This window comes from Micromonospora sp. NPDC049044, from assembly GCF_040649215.1.
Classification (GTDB): Bacteria; Actinomycetota; Actinomycetes; order Mycobacteriales; family Micromonosporaceae; genus Micromonospora.
Window position 1 is genome coordinate 58299 of the sequence record NZ_JBEZFA010000003.1, and the last position, 12493, is coordinate 70791.

General features: G+C 70.4%; 9 protein-coding genes and 1 pseudogene. 7 read left to right on the forward strand and 3 right to left on the reverse strand.

All coding sequences use genetic code 11. The features are described from left to right. Window positions 1–69 precede the first annotated feature (69 nt). Both AB0B85_RS03110 and AB0B85_RS03115 read left to right on the forward strand, forming a co-directional pair. Complete coding sequence (locus AB0B85_RS03110) at window positions 70–975, forward strand: NUDIX domain-containing protein (protein WP_357402972.1); 906 nt, start codon at window positions 70–72, stop codon at window positions 973–975. A 344-nt stretch (window positions 976–1319) separates the two neighbouring features. Next, a complete protein-coding gene (locus tag AB0B85_RS03115) occupies window positions 1320–2258 on the forward strand; it encodes a CDP-alcohol phosphatidyltransferase family protein (RefSeq protein ID WP_357402974.1) in 939 nt (312 codons plus the stop codon). Between the two features lie 59 nt (window positions 2259–2317). On the opposite strand, the gene AB0B85_RS03120 is transcribed toward AB0B85_RS03115, so the two are convergent. From AB0B85_RS03120 to AB0B85_RS03130, 3 genes and pseudogenes are all read right to left on the reverse strand, one after another. Further along, entirely contained in the window at window positions 2318–3571 is a 1254-nt protein-coding gene (locus AB0B85_RS03120; protein ID WP_357402976.1) for a phosphatidylserine decarboxylase, read from the reverse strand. A gap of 555 nt (window positions 3572–4126) precedes the next feature. Then, a pseudogene (locus AB0B85_RS03125) lies at window positions 4127–4321 on the reverse strand (hypothetical protein); the annotation flags it as partial. Next, on the reverse strand, window positions 4318–6111 hold the full coding sequence (locus AB0B85_RS03130; protein ID WP_357402978.1) for a PspC domain-containing protein: 1794 nt from the start codon (window positions 6109–6111) through the stop codon (window positions 4318–4320). The pseudogene AB0B85_RS03125 and the gene AB0B85_RS03130, both read right to left, overlap by 4 nt. A gap of 157 nt (window positions 6112–6268) precedes the next feature. Here AB0B85_RS03130 and AB0B85_RS03135 point away from each other — a divergent pair, with 157 nt between their 5' ends. The 5 genes from AB0B85_RS03135 to AB0B85_RS03155 all read left to right on the forward strand — a co-directional run bounded on the left by AB0B85_RS03135 (window position 6269) and on the right by AB0B85_RS03155 (window position 12474). After that, the gene (locus tag AB0B85_RS03135; protein ID WP_357402980.1) at window positions 6269–7534 is read left to right on the forward strand and encodes a PspC domain-containing protein; all 1266 of its coding nucleotides are present in this window, start codon (window positions 6269–6271) and stop codon (window positions 7532–7534) included. Window positions 7535–7536: 2 nt separating this feature from the next. After that, on the forward strand, window positions 7537–8223 hold the full coding sequence (locus AB0B85_RS03140) for a response regulator transcription factor (protein ID WP_357403320.1): 687 nt from the start codon (window positions 7537–7539) through the stop codon (window positions 8221–8223). A gap of 576 nt (window positions 8224–8799) precedes the next feature. Further along, complete coding sequence (locus AB0B85_RS03145; RefSeq protein ID WP_357402983.1) at window positions 8800–10437, forward strand: ABC transporter substrate-binding protein; 1638 nt, start codon at window positions 8800–8802, stop codon at window positions 10435–10437. 149 nt (window positions 10438–10586) lie between these two features. Beyond that, entirely contained in the window at window positions 10587–11513 is a 927-nt protein-coding gene (locus AB0B85_RS03150) for an ABC transporter permease (protein WP_357402985.1), read from the forward strand. Continuing rightward, window positions 11506–12474, forward strand: coding sequence for an ABC transporter permease (locus AB0B85_RS03155; protein WP_357402987.1), 969 nt, complete (start codon window positions 11506–11508; stop codon window positions 12472–12474). Before AB0B85_RS03150 ends, AB0B85_RS03155 begins: the two co-directional genes overlap by 8 nt. Window positions 12475–12493 lie beyond the last annotated feature (19 nt).

Genomic DNA, 12493 nt, shown 5'->3' on the forward strand with positions numbered 1-12493 from the left:
CCTCATGATCGACGGACGGGTCGACCGGGTCGGTCGGCCGGCGGTTGGTGGGGGAGCGGAGTGGGCGGGATGGAGCTTGCGCGGCGCGTTGGTGGCTACGGGATCTTGTGGGACTCGGGCCGGCTGCTGGTGGTGCGGGACGGGGTCGGGGGTGAGTTCCCGGGGATCTGGCGGCTGCCCGGTGGCGCGGTGGCGCACGCCGAGCACCCGGAGCGCGCCCTGGTCCGGGCGGTCGCCGAGCAGACCGGGCTGACGGTGACAGTCGGCCGGCTGCGCGCGGCGGTCGCCGACGTGGTCGCCGGTCCGGAGGACGACGTCTCGCTGCACACCGATCGGCTCCTGTTCGAGCTCGGAGCGCATGACGGCACACCGCGCGAGGCGGGCGGCGGCCCGGTCGACCGGGTGCGCTGGCTCACCCTGGCCGAGGCGGCGGGGGTGCCGCTGACGCCGTTCACCGCCCGGATGCTCGGCCTGCCGGTCACCCCACTGCCGCCCGGAACGCAGCGGTCGCGGGTGGCGCTGCCGCCGTCGCATCCCGATCAGAGGCTGCGCTTCGGGGCGTACGGGCTGGTCACCGACCCGGCTGGGCGGATCCTGCTCACCGAGATCGCGGCCGGTTATCCGGGGGCCGGCCTGTGGCACCTCCCCGGCGGTGGGACCGATCATGGCGAGCAGCCGGCCACCGGTCTGCTGCGGGAACTCATCGAGGAGGGTGGTCAGCGGGGCCGGGTGGGGGAGATCCTCGGGGTGAACAACCTGCACAACCCCGCCGCGCTCGGCCCGGAGGGCCGGCCGCTGGACTGGCACGGCGTACGGGTGGTCTATCGGGTGCTCGTGGACGCGCCCACCGATGCGGTGGTCACCGAATCCACCGGAGGTTCGACGGCGCGGGCCGGCTGGTTCACCCGGGAGCAGGCCCTCGACCTGCCGCTCACTGACATCGCTGCCTCGGCAATCGGACAGCGTGGCCGATAGCACCGCGCTCGACGAGCCGACCTGGTGACCCTCCGGTACAGTCAATGGCGGGAATGATGGAGGAAACGGGCGATGAAGCCCGGGATGGGAATAAGCGAGCGGTTCGCGCGGTTTAGACCAGATATAAGTACCGCCGGCAGCTATCGCCAAGCCATGTTCCCCTATGCGATGGTGTACTCCGCGCAAGAGGCTGCCGGGCCACACGGTCCGGCACGAGACAGCCGGACACCCGCCCCGCGGCGGCTAGCCGATCCGGTGATGGAGGAAACGTGCCGAGAGCCCCATGGCGCCGGCGTCGTACTACTGACAGTCCGCGCCCCGCAGGGCGTCGCTGGGCGGGCCCGTTGCGCCGCAGCAGCACATTCGCCCGCCAGGTGCTGTTGGTCCGGGTGGGTCGCCGTGACGGCGACCTGCACGCGACCGACCTGACCCCGACCGAGCACCGCTACGCCGACCGGCAGCGCCGCCGCTACGGCCTGGACCGGCTCAGCCGGCCGGCTCCGGGCGCCAGCCGAGCGGAGATCGAAGCGATCATGCCGGTCAGTCCGGCGATGCCGCCCGTGGCGCACGTCGACGAGGCGTCGTCGCATTCGATCCCGCTGCTCCCCGGTGAGCGCACCGTCGCCCGCCGGATGAAGTTCGGTCTGGTGAACGCCTGCACGCTGGCGAGCCTGATGCTCGGCATGCTGGCCATCTTCCTGGCCATGCAGAACGAGGTTCGGATCGCCGCACTCTGCCTGATCGCCTGCGTCGCCTTCGACGGCCTGGACGGCGCACTGGCCCGGCGGCTGGGCGTCGCCAGCCCGTTCGGCGCACAGATGGACTCCCTGGCCGACATGTGCTCGTTCGGCCTCGCCGCGCCGGTGGTGGTCTACGCCTCGCTCGCCGGTTCCGTCTCCACGGCCGCGGCGGCGGTGGCGTGCGCCCTGGTCGCGGCCTGCGCCGCGATCCGACTGGCCCGCTTCAACGTCTCGCCGAAGGACGGCCGGTTCTTCTGCGGCGTGCCCACCACGATGGCGGCCGCGGTGCTCGCCGTGACGGTGGCGATCGGTCTGCCCGTGCCCGGTGCCGTGCTTGTCGCGGGTGTCGCGCTGCTCGCCTTCGCGATGGTGTCGAGCTTCCCGTACGCCAAACTCGCCCGACTGGTGAAGCTGCCGCCGTGGCTGTGGCTGGCCCCGGTGATCGGCGCACTTGTCGACATCCGGCTCACGTTCGCGCTGATCGTGGTGGGCTACCTGGTCAGCGGTCCGGTGCTCTGGCTGCGGCAACGTCGTACCGCCTGATCCGTCCGTAACGAGAACGGGGCGCCGCTGACCGCGGCGCCCCGTTCGCACGTTCCGGGTCAGCGCCAGCGGGCGATGACAGTGGACCCGCCCACCACCTTGTCGCCCGGCCCGACCAACGGGTCCGCGGCGTCGGCCGGCAGGTAGACGTCGGTCCGTGAGCCGAAGCGGATCAGCCCGAAGCGCTCGCCCTTGGCCAACAGCGCGCCGATCGGCGCTCGCTGCACGATCCGACGGGCGATCAACCCGGTGCGCTGCGCGACCACCACAGTGCCGCGAGCGGTGTCCAGCACCGTGTACGCGGCCACGTTGTGTTCGGCGTCCGGCTTCATCGCGTTGACGAAGCCGCCGTCGGCGACGAAGTAGTCCACCACCTTGCCCGCGACCGGGGAACGGTTGACGTGCACGTCGAGCACCGACAGGAAAACCGCGACCCGCAGCCACTCGCCGTCGCCGAAGCGCTCGTCGTGCAGTCGCTGCACCGACAGGACCTTGCCGTCGGCGCTGGCGACCACAGCTGTCGGATCCTCCGGTACGTCGCGCTCCGGGTCCCGGAAGAACGCGGCGACCGGCCCGGCGGCCAGCGCCGGCAACAGCCAGAGCTTCGACGACGGGCGGGCAACCCGGGCCAGCGCCGCGAGGCCAAGCGTGATGCCGGCGGCGGCCACCCCGTTGGAGTCGATGTGCATGCCACGGGTCAGCGGCACGCTCGATGGCCGGTACGCGGGCGCGAGCCGCTCCGCCGTGGCGGGGCTCGCCGGGGTGAAGCGCAGTCGGTAGACCCGCACCGGTGGCGAGTTGCGCAGCACCAGATCGGCGCCGATGCCGTAGAGGGCGTCCTGGCGGGCCAACTCGGCGGCAGCCCCGGTGGTCCGGCCGGGCGTGGCGGTGGTCGCCACGCTCAGGACCGCACCGTCGGACAGGTATTTGGTCAAACCCTCGATGGCACTGCGGGTCTCCTCGGCGGTGCCGCTGAACACCTCGCCGGCGATGACGACCCGGGCGGCTTCCGCCTCGGCCAGGGAGTCGACGACCCCCACCCGGTCGGCGACCCAGCGGCCCTGGGCGTTGACGTGCTCGCGGAGCGCGGTGGCGCCGAACGGCTCGGCGGGCACCACGGAGAGCCGGTCACCGGGGAGCAGCGCCTCGATCGCCGCGGCCAGCACCGCGGACTCCGGGCCCACCCCGACCAGCAGGGCGGCCTTGGGCTCGTTGATCCGGGCCAGCTCGGCGACGAGGGTACGGGCGGCTCGCTCGCCGATGCGGACCGGACCGGATCGGCCGGTCGTACGCACGGCGGGGGACTGGGTCATGTCGGGCGGGCTCCTGACGGGGGTAGAGAGGGGAATCGCGGCGGGACCGCCATGGCGGGACGGGCCGGCCGGCGGAGGCGAAATCTCCACCAGCCAGCATATGCGTCCGTCCCGACCAGTGGCACCGCCGTGGTGGTGGAGCCGGCCGAGGCCGGGCTGCGCCCGAGGTCAGGCCTCTCCCCGCCGACCCTCCCGCTCGTCACCCGGGCGGTCGCCGACCGCCTCGGCCGGATGGTCGGGCCGGGTCGGCTCCGGCTTGCTTGGCACCCGACCGCCGAGCGGAAGCGTCGGCTCGTCGGGCTGGCCGCTCTCCGGCTCCGCCGGCGAGTGGGCCAGCCAGGCCGGGTGGATCACGTCGGTGGGAGCGGCCTCCGGTGCTCGTACCTCGGTGGTGGCCGTCTCCGGGGTCGCTGCCGTTGGCGAAGCGTCCCAGGTGGAACGGTCGGCCTCCCAGACCGGCAGTGCCGCACCGGAGGTCGGCATCCCGGAAACCGGAGCGGACGCGCCGGAGCCGGGCGCGGCGGCCACTGTCGCACCGACCTCGGTGGCCTGCTCCGGCTGGCCCGACCGACCCGAGCGCAGTGCGCCGACCAGCCCGAAGACCCCGATCAGGATGAGTGCGCCGGCCAGGAACCAACCGACCGCCGGCAGCGCGAACCCGAGCAGCTGAGCGAGCAGCCACCAGGCCGACAGGGCCAGGAACACGAGCCCGAAGGCGAACGACACCAGATCCGTGCGGTGAGCCTTCACCGGGTCACCTCCAGGTTGCCCGCGTTGACATGGATGTACAGGCGCAGCTTGCCGCCGCCGGCACCGTCGGCACCGAGATCGGTGGTCTCCTGCAGGCGGCCGTCCAGCCCGCCCGAACGGTTGCCGAAGATGGTGGCGTCGCCCGCGTTGACGTCGGCCACCGTGGTGACGTCCACGTTCGGCGGGACGACAACTGTCGCCTTGCCGAAGTTGATGGCCACCGTCACCTGGCTGTCCCGTTTCGCGAAATCGATCCCACGCAGGTCGAGTACGGCGTCACCGAAGCTGTTCTCGTACCTGTCGGCCAGGTCGCGGTAGTCCGTCGGCGCCCAGGTCACCGCCCCGTCGACCCCGCGGATGCGGTCGTAGGACTCGGCGACCGTCGCCGTGCCCAACGCCGCCGCGGTCACCAGACCGAGCGCGATGAGCCAGCGGGCCCGCCCGAACCAGGTGCCGACCAGCAGCCCCAGCCCGATGGTGGCAAGCGCGGCCGCGAAGTACGCCGAGGCGCTGATGGCGAAGACGTCGAGCAGGTCGAGCAGGGCGACCAGACCGAGGACCAGGAAGATCAGGGAGAAGGTCACCGCGCCGAGCGGGGACCGTTCCTTGGGGCGCTTCGGTGGCTTCGGCGGCTTCGGTGGACGGGACGTGGCCGGGGCTGGCGAGGCGTACGGGCCGTGCGGCGCGAACGGGGGGCGGTAGCCGGACGCCGGGGCGGCACTCGGATAGCCGGCCGGGCCGGTGGCCGGGCTGGTCACCGGTGCCGACGGCCACCCGGCGGTGGGCTGGTTGCTGCCCGGCCAGCCGGTGGCGGGTGCCGGCCAGCCCGCTCCCACGGTCGTCGGGTCAGCCGGTTGCCCGGACACCGGGCCCGGCCCGGAGACCGGCTGCGCGGTGGCGGTCGGCGGCAGGTCGTACGTCGAGGTGGTGACGGTGGGCGGTCGCCCCGCGGTCGCGGTGGCGTACGCCGGGGCCCCACCGGCCATCGGTGCCGTCACCGGTGGGACGGTTGGCGGTGCCCCGCCGTACGACGGCGCGGGCCAGGTCACCGGTGGGACCGGGCCGGGCGGGTTACCGGTCGGTGCCGGCCCGGCCGGGGTGCCCGGCTGCGGGCCGCGGTTGTCCCGGTTGAGCAGCAGCGCGCCGGCGACCAGGATGGCCGCGCCGAGCAGCACCGCGCGGAAGGCGTCGGTGACGATGTAGCCGAAGCTTGCCGCGACCAGGATGCCCAGGACGATGACGGTCACCGGCGACATGCTGGAGCGACCGCGACCGAGCATGGACTCGATCGGGGACGCGGTGTCGCCCTCGTTCGGGATGATCAACCAGGCGGCGACGTACACCAGGATGCCGATGCCACCGAAGAACCCGAGCACCGCGAGCAGCACCCGCCAGAGCACCGGGTCGGTGTTCGTGGCCCGCCCGATCGCCGCGCAGACGCCGGCCAGATACCGCCCCTCGCGTGGCCGGACCAACCCGTACCGCGAGGTGAAGCCGGCGCCGAGCGGCGGTGGCGGCGCGGACGGACCCGGACCACCCGGCCCGGGTGGCGTGCCGGCGGCTCCGTAGCCGGCGCCGGCCGCGAACCCCGGCCCGGGACCCCCGGTGGGCGGCGGGTAGCCGCCGGCCGGATCGGCTGGTGTGTCGCCGCTCGCGGGGCCGTGGCCGGTGGGCGGACCGAACGGGCGGGGCTCGGTCCATTCGGCGGGCGTCGTGGCTGGTGGGGGCGGTGCTGAACCACCCGGCTCGGCCGACCCCGGTCGGGGCGGCGGGGCAGCTTCCTCGGTCATGCTTCGATCCTGCTGCCAGGTGAGCCCGAGCGACCTCAGGACCCGACCCTGACCCCACCCTGAGATCCGGCGGCCGGAAATGTCGGGGGCGTCCCCGTGGTCGTCGACGCCGCAGCGTGTGACGATCAGATCACCGACCTCCACCACACCCGCCACCGTGACCAGGGAGCCTCCGATCAGCACCGTGATTCCGCCCCCGCGCCTCTACCGCGCCCCCGAGCACCGGATGGCCGCCGGCGTCGCTGCCGGTATCGCCGACCATCTCGGCATCTCGGTGCTGCGGGTGCGCGTCGCGTTCATGGTGCTGCTCGGCCTGAGCGGGCTCGGCCTGCTGCTCTACGCGGCCTTCTGGGCGGTGGTGCCGTTGCGACCCGGTGACACAGCGGTGCCGCCCCGACGCGATGTCGCCCAACTCCTGCCGTTCGTGGGGATCGGGCTCGGTGTCCTGTTGATCCAGGTGATGGTCTTCGACTCGGTCGGCGCGGCCGGCACCGCCGGTTGGCTGGTGGCCATCATCGCCGTCGGCGCCGGGGTCATCTGGCACCAGTCCGCACCGGAGCGGCGGCGGCAGTGGGGCAACGCGATGCCGGTGCCCTGGCTCGGCGCGGTCGTCGAGGAGAGTGACCGGCGGGCGTTCGTGCTCCGGTTCATCGGCGGCGGGGTTCTCGTCGCGGTCGGCATCATCGGCGTCGCGGCGGTCTACTCGCCGGCTCAGAACTTCGACGCGGTGATCAATGGTGTGATCTTCGCGCTGGTCGGGCTGGCGGGGGTCGGCGTGGTCGCCGCGCCAGTGCTCTGGCGGACGTACAACCAGCTCCGCTCGGAGCGCGAGGGGCGCATCCGTGAGCAGGAGCGGGCCGAGTTGGCCGCCATGGTGCACGACCAGGTGCTGCACACCCTGGCCCTGATCCAGCGCAACGCCAGCGACGTCAAGATGGTGCAGCGGCTGGCCAGAGGGCAGGAGCGTTCGCTGCGCAACTGGCTGTACAAGCCGACCGCGTCACCGAGCGAGCGCTTCGCCGCGGCGCTGGAGCAGGCCGCCGCCGAGGTCGAGGACACCTACGCGATCACCGTGGAGGCGGTCGTGGTGGGGGACCGCGAGACCGACGAGAAGGTCGGCGCGCTTGTCGCGGCCGCCCGGGAGGCGCTTGTGAACGCGGCCCGGCACGCCGGCGTGCAGACCGTGTCGCTCTACGCCGAGGTGGAGCCCGAACAGGTAAGCGTCTTCATCCGGGACCGGGGCAAGGGCTTCGATCCGGATACCGTGGAGGATCATCGGCACGGCGTACGCGGCTCGATCGTCGGGCGGATGAAGCGGCACGGCGGACGGGCCGAGATCCGGTCCGGACCGGGGGAGGGGACCGAGGTCCGGTTGATACTGCCGATCTCCCGGGACTCGTCCGCAACGGAGAGGAACAGATGACCATGGCCGAGCAGTCGACCGAGCACCTCGACCCGGCGGATGCCCGCCCCGAGCGGCTCCGGGTGTTCCTGGTGGACGACCACGCCATGTTCCGGGCCGGGGTGCGCGCGGAGTTGGGCGCCCACGTCGAGGTGGTGGGCGAGGCGAGCACCGTGACCGAGGCGGTCACCCGGATCGCGGCGGTCGGCCCGGACGTGGTGCTGCTCGACGTGCACATGCCCGACGGCGGTGGCCGCGCGGTGCTGGAGGCGATGCGGCGTACCCACCCGCAGGTCAAGTTCCTGGCGTTGAGCGTTTCCGACGCGGCGGAGGACGTGATCGGGTTGATCCGGGCCGGGGCGCGGGGGTACGTGACGAAGACCATCTCCCCGGATGAGCTGGCCGCGGCGATTCGACGGGTGGCGGACGGGGACGCCGTGTTCAGCCCACGGCTGGCCGGTTTCGTGCTCGACGCCTTCGCGGCCCGACCGGACGCCCCGGTGGCCGACCCGGAGCTGGACCAGCTCACCAACCGTGAGCGGGAGGTGTTGCGCCTGTTGGCCCGGGGGTACGCGTACAAGGAGATCGCCAAGGAGCTGTTCATCTCCATCAAGACGGTGGAGACGCACGTGTCGAACGTGCTCCGCAAACTTCAGATGTCCAACCGCTACGAACTCTCCCGCTGGGCGGCGGATCGCCGACTGGTGTGACAGCGTCGCCGGGCCGAGGATCAGACGAACGATCTCCGCGCCCTCGTCCACCCAGCCGGTGATCGTGCCCGTGCAGCCGTAGTCGACCTGTCCGGATGGGTCGAAATGTGAGCCGTGTTGGACGTCCTATTGGGCAGAGGTGGGTCCGGAGCCTGAGTGCGGGCCGAGACCACATCTGCGGGCGACGCAACGTATTTCCTGCTCAGTGCAGCCCGTGTCGACCGTTTTATGATCATTTTTCAAGTATCGGCAACATGGCGGGCAACTAACGGCTTGATAACGGCACCTTCACGGAAGAGGCCAGTTGGTGTCACAGTGGCAGCACCTCACCATCGGTGTGTGGCACTCCGTACGGCCCATGACCATGTCCCCGCCCGTCGTGGCGGTTCGTGGCCGTGCCTCCTGCGTCGTGTCGCGCCTCGTTGGCGGGGGAGCCCGGCGGATCGGAACATCAGGGGTGTCCCCAACTTCCCTGTGGTCCCGGCGACCCGCGCCCCGGGGTGGTCGGGCGGTGTCACCCCCAAACGTGCGTGAAACCCACGACGGAACCTGGTTAGAAAGAGGAGGCCCCTCGGAATGAGAGTCTCGAAGCGGGCGACGAGCGCGATCGCGCTCAGCGCGGCTGCCGCGCTTGTCGCGAGCGGTTGCTCGAGTGGTGGCGAAGGTGAGACCGCCGCCAGCGGCGACGGCGCGATCGTCATCCACGGTGTCCAGCCGGAGAACCCGCTGGTCCCGGCGAACACCACGGAGACCGGCGGCGGCAAGATCGTCGACTGGCTGTGGACCGGCCTGGTCGAGTACCCGAACGATGGTGGGGCCCCGCGGAACGCGCTTGCGGAGTCCATCAACACCACGGACTCCAAGGTCTTCACGATCAAGATCAAGAAGGGTACCAAGTTCCACGACGGTACCGAGGTGAAGGCGAAGAACTTCGTCGACGCCTGGAACTGGGCCGCCTACTCGCCGAACGGCGCGCAGAACGGCAGCTTCTTCTCTGACATCCAGGGCTTCGACCAGACCTACACCAGTGACCCGGATGGCCCGGACGGCCCGAAGAAGGCCCCGGCGCCGACCGCTGAGAAGCTGTCCGGCCTGAAGGTCATCGACGAGCAGACCTTCGAGGTCACCCTGTCCGCGCCGACCGCGGTCTTCCCGACCAAGCTCGGCTACAGCGCCTTCGTGCCGCTGCCGGACGCCTTCTTCACCCAGAAGCCCGAGGAGTTCGGCAAGAACCCGATCGGCAACGGCCCGGTGAAGTTCGTGTCGTGGCAGGACAACGTGCTCATCAAGCTGACCCGCTTCGATGACTACAACCTGCGCGACAAGATGAAGATCAAGGACGTCGACGTCAAGCTGTACCAGGACGAGACGGCCGCCTACAACGACGTGCTGGCCAACAACCTGGACTTCCTGGAGTCGCTCCCGACCTCGGCGCTCGCCGGCGACAAGTGGAAGACCGACCTCGGCGAGCGGGGCCGGAACACCGTCACGCCGACGACCGCGCTGATCGCCTTCCCGATCTACGACAAGCGCTTCCAGAACCCGAAGCTGCGTCGTGCCGTGTCGCTGGCGATCAACCGGCAGGAGATCTCGGACAAGATCTTCTTCGGTACCCGCAAGCCGGCCGACAGCTGGGCGAACCCGCTGACCCCGGGCGCGAAGCCGGGCAACTGCACCGCCTGCAAGTTCGACGTGGAGACCGCCCGCACCCTGCTGGCCGAGGCCGGTGGCTTCTCCGGTGAGATGGTCTTCTACTACAACTCGGACTCCAGCCACAAGGACTGGATGGACGCCGTTGCGCAGCAGGTCAAGACCAACCTGGGCATCAACGCTCGGGCCGAGGGCATGCCGACCTTCGCGGTCTTCCGCCAGAACGTCAACGCCCACTCGATGAAGGGCCCGTACCGCGCTGCCTGGCAGCAGGACTACCCGGACGTCGAGAACTGGATCAACCCGCTCTACGTGACGAATGGTTCCTCGAACGACGGCCTGTACAGCAGCCCTGAGGTGGACACCCTGGCCAAGCAGGCCGGCTCCGCGCCGAGCCTGGAGGCCTCGCACGAGGCGTTCACCAAGGCCGTCGAGAAGATCGACCAGGACGTCCCGAGCATCCCGATCTACTTCTACGGCCAGCAGTCCGGCCACTCGGAGAAGATCAAGAAGCTCGAGCTGAACAACGTCGGCGAACTCGACATCACCTCGGTCGAGCTCTGATCCGAACGGTCTGACCCCGGGTCGGGCTCGCCACATCCGGTGAGCCCGACCCGGGGCCGTTCCGCGAGTGGGTGTCACAGCACGCCACTCGCCACGTTGTCACCACCGTGTCGGCCGTCCGACGCGCCCCCTGTCTGGAGGACCACCCCATGGGCCGTTATTTGTTGAGACGGCTGCTCCAACTCGTGCCGGTCTTCATCGGCTCGACGTTCCTGATCTACTGGCTCGTCTGGGCCGTGCCGGGCGATCCGTTCGCCGGCAAGTGCGGCGAGCGCCGCTGCCCGGACCAGTACATCGCGTTCATGACCGAGAAGTACCACCTGGACCAGAACGTCTTCGTGCAGTACTTCAACTACATGAAGAACCTGCTCCAGGGTGACTTCGGGCAGACGTTCTCCCAGCGCGACATCGGCGGCATCATCGCCACGGCGTACCCCAACACCCTGAAGCTGGCCCTGGTCGCGCTCGCCATCGAGGCTGTCATCGGCCTCGGTGCCGGCATCCTGACCGGCCTGCGCCGCAACGGTTTTCTGGACAACCTCGTCCTGGTCTCCACGCTCTTCCTGCTCGCGCTGCCGGTGTTCGTGGTCGGCTTCGTGCTGCAGTGGCTGCTGGGCGTGCAGTGGGGCATCATCAAGCCGACCGTCTCCTCGGAGATGCGGTGGTCCGAGCTGATCGTGCCGGGCTTCGTGCTCGGTAGCGCCTCGGTGGCGTACATCGCCCGGGTGGCCCGAACGAGCATCGCGGAGAACCGCCGGGCCGACTACGTGCGCACCGCCATCGCCAAGGGCCTGCCGATGCGGCGGGTCGTGGGCATCCACCTGCTGCGCAACTCGCTCATTCCGGTGGTCACCCTGCTCGGCACCGACCTCGGTGCCCTGATGGGCGGCGCGATCGTCACGGAGGGCATCTTCGGCATCAACGGTATCGGTCGCGAGGTCTACCGCGCGATCATTACCAAGGAGAGCGCTACCGTGGTAGGGATCGTGGTCGTCCTGGTGCTGGTCTATCTCCTGATGAACCTGCTGGTTGACCTGCTCTACGCCGCACTGGACCCGAGGATCCGCTATGAGTGACCCGAGTACCGCATCGATCGTCAGCACCCCCGCCGCGCACCCGACCGACTCTCCCGCCCCCGCCACCGCGGGCATGCCGCAGAGCAACGAGAAGCCCCGCGGCCTGCTCGGTGACGCCTGGCGCGACCTTCGGCGTAAGCCGCTGTTCTGGATCTCGGCCACCCTTATCGTCTTCTTCCTGCTGATGGCGGCCTTCCCGGCGCTGTTCGCGCCGGGCGACGCGGTCAACGGATCGCTGTCCCGCAGCCTCAACAAGCCGTCCGCCGAGGGGTGGTTCGGTTACGACGTGCAGGGCCGAGACGTCTACGCCCGGGTCATCTACGGTGCGCGGGCGTCCATCATCGTGGCCCTGCTCTCCGTGGTCGGCACCCTGCTCGTGGGCGGTGCGATGGGCGTCATCTCCGGTTACCGCGGTGGCTGGGTGGACGCTCTGCTCAGCCGGATCGCCGACGTGTTCTTCGGTGTGCCCTTCGTCCTCGGCGCAATCGTCATCCTCACCACGTTCAACGGTTCGGGTTCCGGCAACGGCAAGGCCAAGATCATGGGCCTGGTGATCGCTTCGCTTATCGTGCTGAGCTGGCCGGTCGTGATGCGGTTGATGCGCTCGTCGGTGCTGTCCACCAAGGAGGCCGACTACATCGTCGCGGCGCGCGCACTGGGTGCCGGCAGCGGACGGATCATCCTCAAGCACCTGCTGCCGAACTGTCTGGCCCCGCTGCTGGTCTACGGCACGATCATGGTCGGCTCGTTCATCGGCGCCGAGGCCACCCTGTCCTTCCTGGGTGTCGGCCTCAAGTCTCCGGTGGTGTCCTGGGGCATCATGATCAGCGAGGGCAAGGATTTCATCCGGGTCGCGCCAGGGCTGGTGTTCTTCCCCGCCGCATTCCTCGTCGCCGCAGTACTGAGCTTCGTGATGCTCGGTGAGGCGGTCCGCGAGGCCCTCGATCCGAAACTCCGCTAGGGGAGATCCAGTGTCCGAC

Excerpts from the sequence above, each read along its gene's own strand:
- AB0B85_RS03110 (WP_357402972.1), top strand. The coding sequence starts at position 70 with ATGGAGCTTGCGCGGCGCGTTGGTGGCTACGGGATCTTGTGGGACTCG.
- AB0B85_RS03120 (WP_357402976.1), bottom strand. The coding sequence starts at position 3,571 with ATGACCCAGTCCCCCGCCGTGCGTACGACCGGCCGATCCGGTCCGGTC.
- AB0B85_RS03130 (WP_357402978.1), bottom strand. The coding sequence starts at position 6,111 with ATGACCGAGGAAGCTGCCCCGCCGCCCCGACCGGGGTCGGCCGAGCCG.
- AB0B85_RS03140 (WP_357403320.1), top strand. The coding sequence starts at position 7,537 with ATGGCCGAGCAGTCGACCGAGCACCTCGACCCGGCGGATGCCCGCCCC.
- AB0B85_RS03145 (WP_357402983.1), top strand. The coding sequence starts at position 8,800 with ATGAGAGTCTCGAAGCGGGCGACGAGCGCGATCGCGCTCAGCGCGGCT.
- AB0B85_RS03150 (WP_357402985.1), top strand. The coding sequence starts at position 10,587 with ATGGGCCGTTATTTGTTGAGACGGCTGCTCCAACTCGTGCCGGTCTTC.
- AB0B85_RS03155 (WP_357402987.1), top strand. The coding sequence starts at position 11,506 with ATGAGTGACCCGAGTACCGCATCGATCGTCAGCACCCCCGCCGCGCAC.